Genomic DNA, 17,758 nt, shown 5'->3' with positions numbered 1-17,758 from the left:
ATATGATTGTCAGAGATTTCAACAAGATCGTCAAAGACCAACGCGACCGTGTCGTGGCCGATGCCAATTGGACCTCGGTGCGGATGTTGCTGGCGGATGATGGCATGGGGTTCTCGTTCCATATCACCTTTCTTGAGGAAGGGTCGGAACATACGTTTGAATACAAGAACCATTTCGAAAGCGTCTATTGCATGAAGGGCAAAGGATCGATCACCGATCTGGCGACCGGGGAAACCCATGAAATCGTGCCCGGCGTGATGTATGCCTTGAACGAACATGACCGCCACATCCTGCGGGCCGAGGAAGAATTGGTCATGGCCTGCGTGTTCAACCCGCCGGTGACCGGCACAGAGGTGCACCGCGAAGATGGGTCATATGCGCTTGTGACCGAGGATGCCTGAGATGAGCCATACTGTGGAAAAAATCGGTGGGACATCCATGTCCCGCCTCAAAGAGCTGCGCGAAACGCTGTTTATCGGCGAAAATACCGGCGCGGATCTTTATGGTCGCTTCTTTGTGGTGTCGGCTTTTGGCGGCATCACCAATCTGTTGCTCGAACATAAAAAGTCGGGTGAGCCGGGGGTTTTTGCCCTGTTTTCCAATGATGACACCAACCATGGCTGGCATGACAAGCTGGACGGTGTTGCCATCGCGATGAAGGCCGCCCATGCCGAGGTTCTGGAGCATCAGGCAGATATTCAACAGGCAGATTCCTTTGTCGAGGAACGCTTGCACGGCGCGCGCAATTGTTTGGTCGATTTGCAGCGGCTGTGTACCTATGGCCACTTCCGGCTGAATGAACACATGTCGCAAACGCGCGAATTGCTGTCCGGTCTGGGCGAGGCGCATTCCGCCTTTGTCACCACTTTGATGCTGTGCCGCGCCGGGGTGAATGCGCGTTTTGTCGATCTTTCCGGCTGGCGTGACGAAGGCAATGTCACTCTGGACGAACGGATCACCCAGGCGCTGGATGGCGTTGATCCGGCCACGGAAATGCCGATCATCACCGGCTATGCCCAATGCGCCGAGGGGCTGATGGGGGAATATGACCGGGGATATTCCGAAGTGACGTTTTCGCGTCTGGCCGCGCTGACCGGCGCGCGCGAAGCGATCATTCACAAGGAATTCCATCTGTCGTCCTGTGATCCGAAGCTGGTGGGCGAAGATGCGGTCAGAAAACTGGGCCGTACCAATTTCGATGTGGCGGATCAGCTGTCCAACATGGGGATGGAGGCGATCCACCCCAAGGCCGCGAAAATGCTGCGTCAGGCGGATGTGCCGTTGCGGGTGACCAATGCCTTTGATCCCGGTGATCCCGGCACGCTGATCGACGATCGCCCCGCCGATACCCCAGCCGCCGAGATTGTGACCGGCCAGAATGTGGTTACGCTGGAAGTCTTCGAACAGGACATGGTGGGGGTCAAAGGCTATGATGCCACGATCCTTGAGGTGCTGAAGCGTCACAAGGTCTGGATCGTGTCCAAGGTGTCGAACGCCAACACAATCACCCATTACCTTGATACCTCGCTCAAGACGATGCGCCGGGTCGAGGACGATTTGGCCCGTGCATATCCAAGCGCGGTGATCACCACCCGCACTTTGGGCATGGTGTCGGTGATTGGTCGCGATCTGTCCGGGCTTTCGGTATTGGCGCGCGGGTTGCGTGCCCTGTCCGATCAGGGTCTGGATGTGATTGGCGCCTGTCAGGGGCCGCGCAATGTTGATGTGCAATTCGTGGTTGACCGCGATGCGTTGAAGCCGGCGATCAAGGCACTGCATGGCGAGATGATCGAAGAACGCAAACCAGAGCTGTCGCGCGCAGCGTGATGGAATTTGGGCGCGCCCCCGGCGGCGCGCCCATGGTTTTAAACCGGAACGGCCACCAGGCCGACAAAATCGCCGACCTTGACCAGACCCGGAATATGCCGGGCGGTGAAGATGCCGTTACGGGCCGCTTTGCAGGATGCGGGCGCTTCGCCGGTGCGGTCGCTGGGCCAAATGCGGGCAATGGTTTGCCCCTGCGTGACCGCATCCCCCAGATCGACCAGATATTCGATCAAACCGGCCCTTTCGGCAAAGACGAAACAGGTTTCATCGGGCATGTCCAATTGAACCGTTTCGTCAATTTCGATGTCACCCGATAGAATATTGACATGGATCAGCAGGTTGCGAATACCCTTGCGGGCAATTGCGACGCTGCGCGCCGTGGCCGTGCCGGCCCCGCCGAGTTCGGTGGTGACAAACACCTTGCCTTGCGCCTCGACCTCGGTGTCGAACATGCCCACATTGTCGATTTCCAGCATCCGCACCGAATACGGCGCGTTGAAGGCCTGCATTGCGGCCATACAGGCGGTTTCCTGGGTCTTGGCGTCCAGAATATGCGCGGCAGCAAACGGCAGGAAGTCCAACGTCCGGCCCCCGGAATGGAAGTCCAGCACAATATCGGATTGCGGCATCAGTTCGGTGACAATGTAATGGCAGATCTTTTGCGTCACCGTGCCATCGGGACGGCCCGGAAAGCTGCGGTTCATGTTCAGCCCATCCACCGGCGAACAGCGCAGACCCGCGGCAAAGGCGGGCGTGTTCATCATCGGCAGGATGATCACCCGCCCGCGGATGTCGTCTGGCTTCAGCGACACGGCCAGATCCTGTAGCGCAATGGGGCCTTCGTATTCGTCGCCATGATTGGCCCCGGTCAAAAGCGCCGTGGGCCCATCGCCATTGGCAATCACCGTGATCGGGATCATCACGGACCCCCATGCGCTGTCATCGCGGCTGTGCGGCAATTTCAGAAATCCATGGTGCACGCCGTCGGCGTCCAGCGGAATGGTGGGTGAAATCGGGTTTTCGGTCATTCTTTCACCCAGAGTTCGCGGGCAGTGGAACACAGGCATTCAAAGCCGTCTTCGGTGATCAGGATCGGTTCCGTGATTTCAAGACCGCCATCGTCCAGCCACAGCGCTGGCATGAAATGAAAGGTCATGCCGGGTTCCAGCACGGTTGTATCCCCCCGGCGAAACGAAATCGTGCGCTCGCCCCAGTCGGGCGGATAGCTGATGCCAATGGCATAGCCACAGCGGCTGTCCTTTTCGAACCCGGCTTTGTTCAGCGTGGCGTTGAATGCATTGGCAATATCCTGCGCCTGATTTCCGGGCTTCGCCTGTGCCAATCCGGCTTCTGTCGCCTCAAGTACGGCGGCCTCGGCATCGCGAAACTTCTGCGGCACCTCCCCAAGGAACAGCGTGCGCGACTGTGGGCATTGATACCGCCGGTGCGCGCCGGCGATTTCGAAAAACGTCGATTCCCCCAATGCCATTGGCCGGTCGTCCCATGTCAGATGCGGCGCGGTCGCGTCCAGCCCCGATGGGGCCATCGGCACAATCGCCGGGTAATCCCCCCAAAATCCATCCGCGCCGCGAATCCCGGTGGCATAGATTTCGGCGATCAGGTCATTCTTGCGCATGCCGGGTTCGGCCAATTCGTAAATGCGGGCGTGCATTTCTTCGACAATGCGCGCGGCGCGGCGCATATATTCGATCTCGCGTTCCGATTTCACCGCCCGTTGCCAGTTCACCAGCCCGGTGGCGTCCTTGAACGTCGCATTGGGCAGCGCCTTGGTCAGGCGGTCATGGGCACGGGCGGAGTAATAGTAATTGTCCATCTCGACACCGATATGCGCGCTGTCCTGGCCCAGTTCGGCCAGCAGTTTGCCAAGCTCCTGCATCGGATGTTTGTCGGGGTTCTGCACAAAGGTGTCGTCATAGCCGCGAATATGGTCGTCTTGTTCCATGAAGACCGTGCGCTGTGCGCCCTGGGCATCCATGGCCCGCCCCCACCAGACCGGATCGCCGTCCAACGTCAGGATCGCGGCCTGATAGACATAAAACGACCACCCGTCATATCCGGTCAGCCAGGACATATTCGACGGATCGCAGATCACCAGAACCTCGATCCCGGCGGCGGACATTGCGTGCCGGGTCTTGGTGATGCGGCGCCGGTATTCTTCGGTGGTGAAATTCTTTTCAAACGTAGTCATGTGATGACCCCCTGATAGCCGCAGGGCTGCATGTTGCATCGGTGTCGACCAGAAGGCCAGTGCCCGCATGCCAAACCGGTTCGCTGCGCGAAACAATCCCGCCCAGCACTGGAGACCGCAAGCAAAATCAAATATATAGATCCCGCTTGGCCCCAAGCCGCGCGCAACGCTAGGAGAACGTGATGAACAAACAACTGACCAATGATCAATTGACGCAATGGGATCACGATCACTTTTTCCATCCGTCCACGCACCTGGGCCAATTTGCCCGCCAGGAAATGGGCAACCGCATCATCCAAACCGCCAGCGGGGTGCATATCACCGACCGCGAAGGCCGCAAATCTCTGGATGCGTTTGCCGGTTTGTATTGCGTCAACGTCGGATATGGCCGTCCCGAGATTGCCGAAGCAATTGCCGATCAGGCCAAGGAGCTGGCCTATTACCATTCTTATGTCGGGCATGGCACCGAGGCGTCGATCACCCTGTCCAAAATGGTGGCGGACCGCGCGCCGGAGGGCATGAACCACGTCTATTACGGCATGTCCGGCTCTGATGCGAACGAGACCAACATCAAACTGGTCTGGTATTACAACAACGTGCTGGGCCGGCCGCAAAAGAAAAAGATCATCTCGCGCTGGCGCGGCTATCATGGGTCCGGGTTGATGACCGGATCGCTGACCGGGCTGGAGCTGTTTCACAAGAAATTCGATCTGCCGCTGAGCCAGGTGATCCATACCGAAGCGCCGTATTATTTCCGCCGCGAAGACCGGTCGATGTCCGAGGCTGCGTTCTCTGCCGATTGCGCCGCAAAGCTGGAGGCGCTGATCGAGGCCGAAGGCCCTGACACCATTGCCGCATTCATCGGCGAACCGGTTCTGGGCACCGGCGGTATCGTGCCGCCCCCCGCCGGCTATTGGGAGGCGATCCAGAAGGTTCTGAAAAAGCACGATATCCTGCTGATCGCCGATGAGGTTGTGACCGGGTTTGGCCGTCTGGGCACGATGATGGGATCTGATCATTATGGGTTGAAACCCGATCTGATCACCATCGCCAAGGGTCTGACATCGGCCTATGCGCCGCTGTCCGGTTCGATTGTGTCTGATCGGATGTGGGAGGTGCTGGAACGTGGCACGGATGAATTCGGCCCGATCGGCCACGGCTGGACCTATTCCGCGCATCCCATCGGGGCCGCCGCCGGTGTGGCGAACCTGAAATTGCTCGACAGTCTTGATCTGGTGTCAAACGCGGGCGAAGTGGGCGCATATCTGAATGCCAGCATGGCCGCGGCCTTGGGCGACCATAAAAACATCGGCGATATTCGCGGCGAGGGCATGCTCTGCGCGGTGGAGCTGGTCAAGGACCGCGACGATCACCAGTTCTTTGATGCGTCGCAAAAGATTGCGCCGCAGATCGTGGCCAAAATGCTGGACAAAGGCGTGATTGCCCGCGCCATGCCGCAGGGTGACATCATCGGCTTTGCGCCGCCCTTCTGCCTGGACCGCGACGAGGCGGATCAGGTGGTTGCGGTGACCAAAGCGGCCATTGACGACATTCTGGGCTAAATTCCCGTTTGAAATACCCTAGGTGGTCGAGGCGCGTTCTGCCGCCTCGACCAGAAGATCCCGCGCAGTTTCAAGGTTCTGCGCCATGTTGTCCCGGCCGCCCGCTTCGGCGTGTGGCAGGAACGGACAGGTCAAAACCGCGATGACCCGCTGGTTTGCCGTGCGGATCGGCACGGAAATATCCGTCACCCCGACAAGCTGTTGGCTGGGCCCGGTGCGGTAGCCGGTGTTGCGGATTTCTGCCAGCTCCTTGGCGACTTGTGGCGTCACTTCGGGGGTGTCACCCTCGGCCGTGGTCAGCATCTGCGCCATTTCGTCCGCGTTCTGAAACGCCAGCAAGGTCAGACCGGAACTGGTGGTCAAAAGATCCAGAACCGCCCCGACCCGCAGCCGAAATTCCCAAGGCGAGCGGCTGGAGGCCTGAGCGACCACATGCGCCTGACCCATTTCCGGCACCGCCAAATGAACCGATTGCAGGCATTGGGCAGAGAAATTATCCATCAATGGTTGGACATGCGTCACCATCCGCCGCAGTGGTGGATAGGCCGATCCCAGCTGAAACAGCTTGATGCTCAACGCATATCGGTCGCCTTCGAATGAGCGGGTGACATAGTTCCGCGCCACCAGCCGTTCCACCATGCGGTAGATCTCGCTTGGGCTCTTGCCCATCGCCTTGACGATTTCGGATCGCGTCATTCCCCCCGGCTCCAACGCCAGAAGTTCAAGAATGTCCAAACCCTTATCAAGGGCAGGGGCCCTGTATCTCTGGTCTTTTGCGTCTTCGGCCACCGCGCCCTCATCTTCCTGGATTTCGAATGAATTGGGCCAATCCCGGTCAAAAGTCAACGCGCCGCAATTTGTGTTTGACCAAATATGAATAGCCGGTTTAGATATGAATGCGAGGATTCGGGAGGAACCACGATGAAAGACAAAACCATTCTGCTGACAGCCGCCGGTCAGGGCATGGGGCGCGCCAGCGCGATTGCCTGTTCGGCCCTTGGCGCCAAGGTGATTGCCACTGACATCAATGCCGATGCCCTGCGCGATCTGGCCCAGCACCATCCCGAAATCGAAACCCAGGTTCTGGATGTCTGTGACGGTCAGGCGATTGCGGAACTGGCAGGGCGGGTCGGCCCGATTGACGGCTTGTTCAATTGCGCCGGGATTGTGCAGAACGGGACCATTCTGGATGTGACCGACGAAGACTGGGCGCTGTGTCTGGATGTGAATGTGACATCGGCGCTGCGGATGAGCCGCGCGTTTTTGCCGGGTCTGATTGAGCGGGCGAAGGTCACCGGATCGACATCCATCCTCAACATGGCGTCGATGGCTTCGTCGATCAAAGGCTTCCCCAATCGTGCCACCTATGGCGCGACCAAGGCCGCTGTGATCGGTCTGACCAAATCCATCGCCGCAGATTTCGTCACCCAGGGCATTCGCTGTAATGCGCTTTGCCCCGGTACGGTCGACACGCCGTCGCTGCGGGGACGTATCGACAGTGCCGCAGACCCGGTGCAGGCGGAAAGAGATTTCATCGCCCGCCAGCCAATGGGCCGCTTGGCGACTGTCGACGATCTGACACCGATGATCACCTATCTGCTGTCGGATGCCAGCAAGTTTGTCACCGGGCAGGCCTTTCTTGTCGACGGTGGTGTCACGATCTGATCGCGCACCGGGGAGGGGATACGCAAAATGAAAACTCTTGTAGCCATGGAAGGCATCGAAAAACGCTTTCCCGGCGTGCATGCCTTGAAAAACGTGCGTTTCGATCTGCGCGCGGGCGAGGTGCATGCGTTGATGGGCGAAAACGGCGCCGGTAAATCAACGCTGATGAAAATTCTGTCCGGGGTCTATTCCCGCAATGGCGGCACGGTCGAGGTTGACGGCAAGCTGGTGGAATTCGATGGGCCACGGGCGGCACAGGACGCGGGCGTCGGGATCATTCATCAGGAACTGAGCCTGATGAACGACCTGACCGCAGCGCAAAACATCTTTATCGGTCGCGAGCCGCGTTTGCGGTTCGGGCGGCTGGACGAGGCGGCGTTGAACGCACAAGCCGCTGAAATATTTTCACAAATTAACCTCGCGCTCGATCCGCGCACGCCGATCCATCAGATGACCGTTGCAATGCAGCAAATGGTCGAGATCGCCAAGGCGCTGAGCTATCGCTCTCATATTCTGGTGATGGATGAACCGACCGCCGCGTTGAACGATGCCGAGATTGCCGATCTGTTCACCATCATCCGCAAGCTGCGCAGCGAAGGCGTGGGCATCATCTATATCAGCCACAAGATGGACGAGCTGAAGCAGATTGCCGACCGGGTGACGGTGATGCGCGACGGCGAAACGGTTGGCACGGTCGAGGCCGCCACAACCCCGATTTCCGAGATCATTTCGATGATGGTGGGGCGTGAGCTGGGCGATGGCGCGCTTGACCTTCCGCAGGTCGATCAAAACGACATCGCGCTGGAGGTCACCGGCCTGACCCGTGGCCGGGTGGTCAAGGATGTCTCGTTCAAGGTCCACAAAGGCGAGATCCTGGGGTTCGCCGGGTTGATGGGCGCGGGCCGCACGGAAGTTGCGCGGGTCATCTTTGGTGCTGATCCCCGGGCTGCGGGCACGATCAAGGTGCACGGCCATCGGGTTGATATCAAAAGCCCGGCTGATGCCGTTGCCGCCGGCATTGGCTATCTGTCTGAGGACCGGAAACATTTTGGTCTGGCGACCGGCATGGATGTGCGCGCCAATGTGGCCATGGCCAGTCTGGATCGCTTTACCTCAGGTGTTGGGGTGCTGGACGAAGCGGCGATGCGCACGACCGCCAATGATTACATCGCCCAATTGGGCATTCGCACGCCGTCCGATCGTCAGGAAGTGCGGCTGTTGTCAGGGGGCAATCAGCAAAAAGTGGTGATTGCCAAATGGCTGCTGCGCGATTGCGATGTGTTGATCTTTGACGAACCGACGCGTGGCATTGATGTCGGTGCCAAGGCGGAGATCTACAAACTTTTGCTGGATCTGGCGGCGCAGGGCCGCGCCATCATCGTGATTTCATCCGAGCTTCCAGAGGTTCTGCGCCTTAGCCACCGGATTGCTGTCATGTGCGAAGGCACGCTGACCGGCATTCTCGACCGGTCCGAGGCGACCCAGGAAAGCATCATGAAATTGGCGACGCAAACCATGCGAGACCCATCCGCAACAGGGGAGGCTGTCCAATGACCGCAACCGATACCGACGCACCAAAAGGCGCATTTGCCAAACTTGCCGCATCCGGCGCGCATCAAAAACTGCTGGCCTTTGCCAGCCTGCTGATCCTGCTTCTGGGGTTCAGCCTGGCCTCACCCAACTTCATGCAAACCGCGAATATCATTGCGATTTTGCAGGCGACTTCGGTCAACGGCGTGTTGGCGGTGGCGGCGACATTGGTGATCATCACCGGCGGCATTGATCTGTCGGTTGGCACATTGATGACCTTTACCGCAGTGATGACCGGGGTGGTGCTGACCAAATTGGGAATGCCGCTGCCGCTTGGGGTTGTGACGGCGATTGGCGCCGGGGCCTTCTGTGGATTTTGTTCGGGCACCTTTGTGGCCAAGATGAAAATCCCGCCCTTCATTGCCACGCTTGGCATGATGTTGATCCTCAAGGGGTTGAGCCTGGTGATTTCCGGCACGCGGCCAATCTATTTCAACGACACCCCGGGGTTTGATCTGATCTCGCGCGGGTCATTGATTGGCGCGGTGTTTCCCGGCTTGCCCATTCCCAACGGCGTGCTGATCCTGTTCGTGGTGGCAGGGGCGGCGGCCTATGTCCTGAGCAGGACGGTTCTGGGGCGCTATTGCTTTGCGCTTGGCAGCAACGAGGAATCCGTGCGGCTTTCGGGCGTCAACACAGATTGGTGGAAGATCGCGATCTACAGCCTGTCCGGCGCGATCGTCGGCATAGGCGGCCTGTTGATTGCCTCGCGGTTGAATTCTGCCCAGCCGGCCCTGGGGCTTGGCTATGAGCTGGAGGCGATTGCCGCTGTGGTGATTGGTGGCACATCTCTGGCGGGCGGGCGCGGCACCATCCTTGGCACCCTGATCGGCGCGCTGATCATGGCGGTGTTGACCAACGGGTTGCGCATTCTGTCGGTGGCACAGGAATGGCAGACCGTGGTGACCGGCGCGATCATCATTCTGGCGGTCTATGCCGATCAGGTCCGACGCAACAAATCCGCATAATCAAAAACAAGAACGGCGATGAACGCCTGCGATCACACAGACGACAACATTTCATTGGAGGAAACAACATGCTGAACAGACGCACATTGATGGGCACGCTGAGTGCCACTGCGCTGGTGCTGACCACGGGCCTGGCCCAGGCCCAGGACACGGTCTATATCCCGCTGATTTCCAAAGGGTTCCAGCACCAATTCTGGCAGGCGGTAAAGGCCGGTGCCGATCAGGCAGCCGAGGAATTCGGCATCGAAGTCACCTTCGAAGGCCCGGATACAGAAGCCCAGGTTGATCGCCAGATCGACATGCTGGCCGCCGCGTTGGCCAAGAATCCGGCTGCCATCGGCTTTGCCGCGCTCGACAGCCAGGCGGCAATCCCGCTGTTGCGTCAGGCCCAGAACGCCGGCATTCCGATTGTCGCCTTTGACAGCGGTGTCGACAGCGACATTCCGGTGGCCACAGCCACCACCGACAACATTGCGGCGGCCGGACTTGCGGCGGACAAAATGGCCGAATTCATCGGCGGCGCGGGCAAGGTTGCCGTCATCGCCCATGACCAGACCAGCCGCACCGGCATCGACCGTCGCGATGGGTTCGTCAACCGGATCGAAGAAGCCTATCCTGATATCGAGATCGTGACCGTTCAATACGGCGCGGGGGATCAGCTTCAATCGACCGAAATCGCCAAATCCATTCTGATCGCAAATCCCGATCTCAAAGGCATGTTTGGCACCAACGAAGGTTCGGCGATTGGCGTGGTCAATGGCGTGCGCGAAAGCGGCGCCGAGGGCATCACCATCATCGGTTACGACAGCGGCGCGGCGCAAAAGGATGCAATCCGCTCTGGTCTGATGGCGGGCGCGATCACCCAGAACCCGGTTGGCATTGGGTATGAAACCGTCAAGGCCGCGCTTATGGCGACCAAGGGCGAAACCGTCCCGGCAACCATCGACACTGGCTTCTATTACTACGACGCCAGCAACATCGACGACCCGGAAATCGCGGCCGTCCTTTACGATTGATCAAGACACACCAAGGGCGGCGGCCGGTCGGTGGCCGCCCATTTTCTATGATTTCCCCCAGATGGAGCGCGAGGCCCGATGAAATTTTTACGCTATGGCCCCAAAGGGCAAGAAAAACCCGGCCTGTTGGACGCTGACGGTGCGGTGCGCGACCTGAGCGGCATTCTGCCCGATCTCGCCGGGGCGGCGCTGTTGCCGGAAAAACTGGCCGAGATTTCGGCGATGGACATTCAGGCCTTGCCGGTTGTGACCGGCGTGCCGCAACAGGATCTGCGGCTTGGGCCCTGTGTGGCGGGCATTGGAAAATTCATCTGCATTGGCCTGAACTTCGCGGACCATGCCGCCGAAACCGGATTGGCCATTCCAAAAGAGCCGGTGATTTTCAACAAATGGACCTCGGCGGTTGTCGGCCCGGACGACGATGTGCAAATCCCGCGCGGATCGGTCAAGACCGATTGGGAGGTCGAACTGGGCGTCGTGATCGGCAAGGCCGGCAGCTATATCGACGAGGCTGACGCGCTGAGCCATGTGGCCGGGTTCTGTGTGGTCAACGATGTGTCCGAACGCGAATTTCAGATCGAACGCGAAGGCACCTGGGACAAGGGCAAGGGCTGTGACACCTTTGGGCCGACCGGGCCATGGTTGGTGACCCCGGACGAGGTTGGCGATTTCGACAATCTGGCCATGTGGTGCGATGTCGATGGCAAGCGCTATCAAAACGGCACCACCGCGACGATGGTCTACAAGGTGCCGTTCCTGATTTCCTATTGCTCGCGCTTCATGTCGTTGCAGCCCGGTGATGTGATTTCGACCGGCACACCGCCCGGCGTTGGCATGGGGCAAACACCGCCTGTGTATCTGAAGGGCGGCGAAGTGATGGAGCTGGGCATCGAAAAGCTGGGCACGCAACGACAGAATGTGCGCGGGGCGATGTCATGAGCACGATCACCGGTCTGCGCACGATTGACGTGCGGTTTCCTACGTCAGAATCGCTGGATGGTTCTGACGCGATGAACCCCGACCCGGATTATTCCGCCGCCTATGTGGTATTGGAAACCGACGGCGCCCACGAAGGTCACGGGCTGACCTTTACCATTGGGCGCGGCAACGAAATCTGTACCGCCGCGATTGCGGCGCTGCGTCCCTTGGTTGTGGGGCTGGAGACCGATTGGATCGCTGCCGATATGGGGCGGTTTTGGCGGCATGTGACCTCTGACAGCCAGCTGCGCTGGATCGGCCCGGACAAGGGCGCGATCCACCTTGCCACCGGCGCGGTGGTCAATGCGGCCTGGGATCTCTGGGCCAAAGAGGCGGGCAAGCCGGTTTGGCAACTGGTCGCGGACATGACGCCCGAGGAATTGGTGCGCTGCATTGATTTCCGCTATCTGACCGATTGCATCACCCCGGAATGGGCGTTGGAGTTCCTGACAAAACAGGCCGCGACCAAGGCCGATCGCATCGCCACGCTCAAGGCCGAGGGATATCCCTGTTACACCACCTCTGCCGGGTGGCTGGGCTATGACGATGCCAAGTTGCGCCGTCTCTGTCGCGAGGCGGTGGATGCCGGGTTCAAACATGTGAAAATGAAGGTCGGTCGCGATCTGGAAGATGACATCCGCCGCCTGACCATCGCGCGTGATGAATGCGGGCCGGACGTCAACCTGATGATCGACGCCAATCAGGTGTGGGAAGTCGATCAAGCCATTGACTGGGTCAAGAAATTGTCTTTCGTCAATCCGTGGTTCATCGAAGAACCCACCAGCCCGGATGATATCGAAGGCCACCGCAAGATCCGCGAAGCCATAGCCCCGGTACAGGTCGCCACGGGCGAAATGTGCCAGAACCGCATTATTTTCAAACAGTTGATCATGCGTGGTGCCATTGACGTGGTGCAGATCGACAGCTGCCGCATGGGCGGTCTGAACGAGGTTCTGGCGGTCATGCTGATGGCGGCGAAATACGATCTGAAGGTCTGTCCCCATGCCGGGGGCGTCGGGCTTTGTGAATATGTGCAGCATATGTCGATGATCGACTATCTCTGCATTTCCGGCACGCGTGAGGGCCGGGTGATCGAATTTGTCGACCATCTGCACGAACATTTCCTTGACCCCTGCAGGATTCAGAACGCGGCCTATATGCCGCCGGAAATGCCGGGCTTTTCGATCGAAATGAAGGCGGCGTCGCTGGCGGAATATACGTTCAAAGGGAACGTTTGAATGGATCTGGGATTGCAGGGCAGGGTGGTTTTGGTCACCGGCGGGGCATCGGGCATTGGTGCGGCGATTTCGACCTCACTGGCACAGGAGGGGGCAATCCCGGTCATCCTGTGCCGCAGCCCCGCTGACCCGGATTTTGTCACAGAGATCCGGGCCAAAAGCCCAAGGGCGATGATCATCCTGACCGAATTGACCGAGGATGCCCAATGCCGCCGGGCGGTGGATCAGGTTCTGGCAGAATTTGGCCGGATTGACGGTCTGGTCAACAACGCCGGCGCCAACGACAGCATCGGTCTGGACGCGGGCCCAGAGGCGTTTCGCGCCTCTATCGACAACAACCTGACGCATTACTACACCATGGCGCATCTCTGTGTGCCGCATCTGCGCAAAACGCAGGGCGCGATTGTCAATGTGTCGTCCAAGACCGCGATCACCGGGCAGGGCAATACCTCGGCCTATGCCGCGGCCAAGGGCGCGCAGCTGGCCCTGACGCGGGAATGGGCGGCGGCGCTGGCCGCAGAGGGCGTTCGGGTGAACGCGGTCATCCCGGCCGAAAGCATGACGCCGCTATATGAGCGATGGATCAAAACCTTTGACGAGCCGCAGGCGCAGCTGGCGGAAATCACCCGGCGGATTCCGTTGGGCCATCGGATGACCCTGCCGGCGGAATTGGCGGATCAGGTTGTGTTCCTGTTGTCGCCCCGCGCGGGGCACACCACCGGGCAATGGGTGTTTGTCGATGGCGGTTACACGCATCTGGACCGGGCCCTGGATGGTGCGCCGGATGGGACATAACCCAGCGGCGGGTCTTTTGATCCCTGGACTTGCTGTCCGAGGTTAAGATCCGCCGGGATCAGCCACGCTGTGGATCTGTACCGGAGCGTGGCGGGCGCTTGTCGCTCAGAATGGCTTTGAGATGGTGAAATTTTTCACCCTGGATCGCGACATGGCTGTGCAATGCGCGGCCTGCCTCTGCCGCGTCGCCCCGGCTGAGGGCGTCAAGCACCGCATCATGTTCAGACAAAGATTGCGCCATACGGCCACGAAGTGACAATTGCAGCCGCCGAAACGGTTGCAAGCGTCGCTGGAGCTTGCGTGCCTCGCCCTCCAGAAAACCATTGCACGACGCTGCATAAATCAACTGATGAAATGCTTCATTGTGGCTGTAATAGGCGTCTGGGTCATTGGCCTCTGCCGCCTGTGTGCAGCGCTGATTGGCCTCGCGCAGATCTACCAGCGCCGCGTCAGTCATTCGGCTTGCGGCATAGCGGGCGCAGATCGCCTCCAGCTCGGCCATGACTTCGAACATTTCCATCAGTTCCACCGGGCCCGGCTGGCGCACGAAAACCCCACGGCGCGGCACATGTTCCACCAATCCAGAATGCGCCAATCGGTTCAACGCCTCGCGGATCGGCGTGCGCGAGACCAGAAACCGGTCCGCCAATTGCACCTCGTCCATGCGGTCACCGTCGCAAAAGGTGCCGTCAAATATCAGCTGTTCGATCGCCGCAGCAATCACATCGGGGCGGGTTCGGTCCATGGATTGTAAGTCGCATATGCTGGCGTGGAACGCAATCCCGACCAGATTGCATACAATCTGATTGACTTTGAATAACGTTGATGTTTGATTACCGGCAATTCCAACCCGGTGGGGCCGCCGATTCCGCAAATGATGCGCGGTCGGCAGGGGGCCAATCCCGGACCAACCTTGGACGGAGTGCGCGACATGACCCTTTTGGTGGATCTGCTTTCCACATTGTTTGAACGGCGCCACCGCATGGGTGCATTAGAGCCGGATGGCCGCAGCATGCAGGATTTGACCAAAGATCTGATCGGGGCGACCGGAGAGGTGTCTGGCCAGGCCATGGCGCATACCCTGCTGGATCGCTATGGCCGATGGACAGATGCGGAAAAGCGCGCCTTTTTTCACCATCTGGCCGCCAATATGGACATCCACCCCGAAACGGTCAGGGCCGCGCTGGACAGCTATGTTGCCGAGCCGGGCAAAGCGTCTTATCGGCGTTTTCTTGCCTCGGCCGAAGCGCCGCGCCAGGAATTGATCCGCCGCTTGAACCAGGTGCCGGGGGCGACGCGGGTTTTGGTGCAGATGCGGGCCGATCTGTTGCGGCTTGGGGCCGGGGATGATGCCCTGATGGCGCTTGATCTGGATTTCCGCCATCTGTTTGCCAGTTGGTTCAACCGCGGGTTCCTTGTGCTGCGCTCGATCAATTGGCAAAGTCCGGCGGCGGTTCTGGAGAAAATCATTGCCTATGAGGCCGTGCACGCCATCGGCAGTTGGGATGACCTGCGCCGCCGATTGAAACCGGCAGACCGGCGCTGTTTTGCCTTTTTCCACCCGGCCATGCCGGATGAGCCGCTGATCTTTGTCGAGGTGGCCTTGACCCAGGGCACCCCCGATTCAATCCAGGCACTTTTGGCGGTCCAGGGCGAAGCTCTAGCGGCTGACAAGGCCGACACGGCGGTGTTTTATTCGATTTCCAATTGTCAGGCCGGCTTGGCGGGGATTTCCTTTGGCAACTTCCTGATCAAACAGGTGGCCGCCGACCTTTCAGCAGAGGTTCCGACGCTTGCGACCTTTGTCACCCTGTCGCCCTTGCCGGGCTTTCAAAACTGGCTTGCGGCGCAGGACATCCCGCATGACCCGGATGATGATCTCCAGATGCGGCAATTGGCGGCGCGTTACCTGATCCTGGAAAAACGCCCCGACGGCCAGCCGATTGATCCGGTCGCGCGGTTCCATCTTGGCAATGGAGCGCAGATCTGTGCGCTGCATGCGGCGGCGGATACCTCGGACAAGGGGCTGCGGCAATCGGCGGGGGTGATGGTCAATTATCTTTACGATCTGACGCGTGTGGCCCAGAACCACGACAGTTTTGCGACCGCGCGCACCATTGCCGCCACGCCGGATGTGCATACTCTGGCAGCGGCGGCGACGCCCAAAGTTGAAAAGGAAGCTCTGCATTGAACCCGCTATATGATCACTTGTTTGGTGCCCACAAAGGCAAGACATCCCCATTTCTGACGGTGCCGGGCGGCGAGAGTTGGAGCTACGACCGCTTTTTGATCACCGCTGCACGGTTTGCCCATGCGCTGGTAAAAGCCGGGCTTGTGCCGGGCGATCGGCTTGCGGCCCAGGTCCAGAAAAGCCCTGAGGCGCTGGCGCTTTATGCGGCCTGTGTGCAGGCGGGGATCGTGTTTCTGCCGCTCAACACCGCCTATACCGAAAGCGAACTGGGATATTTCATCGAAAATTCCGGCGCGCGGCTGGTGGTGGGCGATGGTGCCGCCGAAGCGGGGCTAGCCCCATTGGCGGCGAAAACCGGTGCACAATTCCTGTCCCTGAATGGGGATGGCAGCGGCAGCCTGCCAAGCGCGGCCGCCGACCAGCCCGGTGATTTCGACACCGTCGCCCGTGATATAGATGATCTGGCCGGGCTGCTTTATACTTCGGGCACAACCGGCCGGTCCAAAGGCGCGATGTTGACGCAGGGCAATCTGCTGTCCAATGCGCAAACTCTGGTCGCGGCCTGGCGGTTCACGGCGGATGATGTGTTGCTGCATGCCCTGCCAATTTTCCACACCCATGGGCTTTTTGTGGCGTCGAACATCACCGCACTGGCCGGGGGGCAGATGATTTTTGTGCCCAAATTTGATCTTGATGTCATGCTGGCCGAATTGCCGCGTGCCACCACGATGATGGGGGTGCCGACCTTCTATACCCGGTTGCTGGATGATCCGCGCTTCACCGGGGCGGCCAGCGCGCATATGCGGTTGTTCATTTCCGGCAGCGCGCCCCTGCTGGCCGAAACCCATCAACGGTTTGAGGCACGCACAGGTCACCGAATTCTGGAACGGTACGGCATGACCGAAACCAATATGAACACCTCAAACCCCTATGACGGCGACCGGCGGGCCGGGACGGTGGGCATGCCTTTGCCCGGGGTTGAATTGCAGGTCACCGATCCCGAAACCGGCGTTGCCCTGCCGCGGGGCGAGGTTGGCCAGATAGAGGTGCGTGGACCAAATGTGTTCAAGGGCTATTGGCAAATGCCCGAGAAAACCGCCGCAGAGCTGCGCGACACAGGGTTTTTCATCACCGGCGATTTGGGCATTGTCGATCAGGATGGCTATGTCACCATTGTCGGGCGCAACAAGGATCTGATCATCGCCGGCGGCTACAATATTTACCCCAAGGAAATCGAATTGGTGCTGGATGCCCAGCCCGGCGTGTTGGAAAGCGCAGTGATCGGCGTGCCACATGCGGATTTTGGCGAAAGCGTGGTGGGCATTGTCGTGCCCGAACCGGGGCAGACGCCGGATCTGGCGGCAATCCAGACCGCATGTGAACAAAGCCTCGCGCGGTTCAAACACCCCCGCAAGCTGGTGATCTGTCCAGAGCTGCCGCGCAATACGATGGGCAAGGTGCAAAAGAACATTCTTCGCGATCGTTTTGGAACCGGTGAGATCGCGGGCTGACCTGATCAGACCTGAGGCCGGGGTGAAACGGGTGTCGGGGCTTATCGCCTGTGGTGGATTGGGTTCCGCCCAGGCGATGGCCCGCGCGACGCCCCCTTGTTCAAAGCGGTGAAGGAATGTGTTCCAGATTTCACCCTGTTGCAACCAAGTTGAAATGTCACCGGGTTTGCAAAGCAGAAGTGTCACCGTGGGGCCTGGAAGCAAAGCC

At 59.6% G+C, this 17,758-nt stretch carries 16 protein-coding genes; 12 read left to right on the top strand and 4 right to left on the bottom strand.

Translation table 11 applies throughout. The features are described 5' to 3' along the window. The first annotated feature begins 2 nt into the window (after nucleotides 1–2). Together Q4577_RS14220 and Q4577_RS14215 are read left to right on the top strand one after the other, a co-directional pair. Nucleotides 3–401 carry an ectoine synthase gene (locus tag Q4577_RS14220; RefSeq protein WP_244691088.1) on the top strand — a complete coding sequence of 133 codons (399 nt, stop codon included), beginning with the start codon at nucleotides 3–5 and terminating at the stop codon, nucleotides 399–401. A gap of 1 nt (nucleotide 402) precedes the next feature. Continuing rightward, nucleotides 403–1,827: an aspartate kinase gene (locus Q4577_RS14215; RefSeq protein WP_244691087.1), complete on the top strand. Its 1,425-nt coding sequence runs from the start codon at nucleotides 403–405 to the stop codon at nucleotides 1,825–1,827. A 38-nt stretch (nucleotides 1,828–1,865) separates the two neighbouring features. On the opposite strand, the gene doeB is transcribed toward Q4577_RS14215, so the two are convergent. Further along, nucleotides 1,866–2,855, bottom strand: a complete 990-nt coding sequence (doeB, locus tag Q4577_RS14210; RefSeq protein ID WP_303470280.1) for a N(2)-acetyl-L-2,4-diaminobutanoate deacetylase DoeB — start codon at nucleotides 2,853–2,855, stop codon at nucleotides 1,866–1,868. Continuing rightward, nucleotides 2,852–4,036 carry an ectoine hydrolase DoeA gene (gene doeA / locus Q4577_RS14205; protein WP_303470282.1) on the bottom strand — a complete coding sequence of 395 codons (1,185 nt, stop codon included), beginning with the start codon at nucleotides 4,034–4,036 and terminating at the stop codon, nucleotides 2,852–2,854. Before doeA ends, doeB begins: the two co-directional genes overlap by 4 nt. Nucleotides 4,037–4,218: 182 nt before the next feature. On the opposite strand from doeA, the gene Q4577_RS14200 reads away from it, so the two are divergent. Then, nucleotides 4,219–5,598, top strand: coding sequence for an aspartate aminotransferase family protein (locus Q4577_RS14200; protein WP_303470284.1), 1,380 nt, complete (start codon nucleotides 4,219–4,221; stop codon nucleotides 5,596–5,598). Nucleotides 5,599–5,616: 18 nt separating this feature from the next. On the opposite strand, the gene Q4577_RS14195 is transcribed toward Q4577_RS14200, so the two are convergent. Further along, the gene (locus Q4577_RS14195; protein WP_303470287.1) at nucleotides 5,617–6,387 is read right to left on the bottom strand and encodes an IclR family transcriptional regulator; all 771 of its coding nucleotides are present in this window, start codon (nucleotides 6,385–6,387) and stop codon (nucleotides 5,617–5,619) included. A 132-nt stretch (nucleotides 6,388–6,519) separates the two neighbouring features. Here Q4577_RS14195 and Q4577_RS14190 point away from each other — a divergent pair, with 132 nt between their 5' ends. The 7 genes from Q4577_RS14190 to Q4577_RS14160 all read left to right on the top strand — a co-directional run bounded on the left by Q4577_RS14190 (nucleotide 6,520) and on the right by Q4577_RS14160 (nucleotide 13,848). Beyond that, nucleotides 6,520–7,263 (top strand): SDR family oxidoreductase, encoded by a 744-nt coding sequence (locus Q4577_RS14190; protein WP_303470290.1) that lies wholly within the window; start codon nucleotides 6,520–6,522, stop codon nucleotides 7,261–7,263. Nucleotides 7,264–7,290: 27 nt separating this feature from the next. Beyond that, nucleotides 7,291–8,817, top strand: a complete 1,527-nt coding sequence (locus Q4577_RS14185) for a sugar ABC transporter ATP-binding protein (RefSeq protein ID WP_303470292.1) — start codon at nucleotides 7,291–7,293, stop codon at nucleotides 8,815–8,817. Next, nucleotides 8,814–9,821, top strand: a complete 1,008-nt coding sequence (locus tag Q4577_RS14180) for an ABC transporter permease (RefSeq protein WP_244691082.1) — start codon at nucleotides 8,814–8,816, stop codon at nucleotides 9,819–9,821. The genes Q4577_RS14185 and Q4577_RS14180 overlap by 4 nt, the downstream gene beginning before the upstream one ends. Before the next feature lie 68 nt (nucleotides 9,822–9,889). After that, nucleotides 9,890–10,837: an ABC transporter substrate-binding protein gene (locus tag Q4577_RS14175; RefSeq protein ID WP_244691081.1), complete on the top strand. Its 948-nt coding sequence runs from the start codon at nucleotides 9,890–9,892 to the stop codon at nucleotides 10,835–10,837. Nucleotides 10,838–10,915: 78 nt separating this feature from the next. Then, nucleotides 10,916–11,776, top strand: a complete 861-nt coding sequence (locus tag Q4577_RS14170) for a fumarylacetoacetate hydrolase family protein (protein WP_303470299.1) — start codon at nucleotides 10,916–10,918, stop codon at nucleotides 11,774–11,776. Further along, the gene (locus tag Q4577_RS14165; RefSeq protein ID WP_303470302.1) at nucleotides 11,773–13,053 is read left to right on the top strand and encodes an L-fuconate dehydratase; all 1,281 of its coding nucleotides are present in this window, start codon (nucleotides 11,773–11,775) and stop codon (nucleotides 13,051–13,053) included. Before Q4577_RS14170 ends, Q4577_RS14165 begins: the two co-directional genes overlap by 4 nt. Next, nucleotides 13,054–13,848 carry an SDR family oxidoreductase gene (locus tag Q4577_RS14160; RefSeq protein WP_303470304.1) on the top strand — a complete coding sequence of 265 codons (795 nt, stop codon included), beginning with the start codon at nucleotides 13,054–13,056 and terminating at the stop codon, nucleotides 13,846–13,848. A gap of 58 nt (nucleotides 13,849–13,906) precedes the next feature. Here Q4577_RS14160 and Q4577_RS14155 read toward each other — a convergent pair whose 3' ends face one another. Beyond that, complete coding sequence (locus Q4577_RS14155; protein ID WP_303470306.1) at nucleotides 13,907–14,593, bottom strand: GntR family transcriptional regulator; 687 nt, start codon at nucleotides 14,591–14,593, stop codon at nucleotides 13,907–13,909. A 186-nt stretch (nucleotides 14,594–14,779) separates the two neighbouring features. On the opposite strand from Q4577_RS14155, the gene Q4577_RS14150 reads away from it, so the two are divergent. Further along, nucleotides 14,780–16,039 carry a malonyl-CoA decarboxylase gene (locus tag Q4577_RS14150; RefSeq protein ID WP_303470308.1) on the top strand — a complete coding sequence of 420 codons (1,260 nt, stop codon included), beginning with the start codon at nucleotides 14,780–14,782 and terminating at the stop codon, nucleotides 16,037–16,039. Beyond that, complete coding sequence (locus tag Q4577_RS14145) at nucleotides 16,036–17,550, top strand: malonyl-CoA synthase (protein ID WP_303470311.1); 1,515 nt, start codon at nucleotides 16,036–16,038, stop codon at nucleotides 17,548–17,550. The genes Q4577_RS14150 and Q4577_RS14145 overlap by 4 nt, the downstream gene beginning before the upstream one ends. The last annotated feature ends 208 nt before the right edge of the window (nucleotides 17,551–17,758 follow it).

The organism is Marinovum sp. 2_MG-2023 (assembly GCF_030548265.1).
In the GTDB taxonomy this organism is placed as follows: domain Bacteria; phylum Pseudomonadota; class Alphaproteobacteria; order Rhodobacterales; family Rhodobacteraceae; genus Marinovum.
Note: the sequence above shows the minus strand (reverse complement) of the source record. Positions and strands in the feature narration are given on the sequence as shown.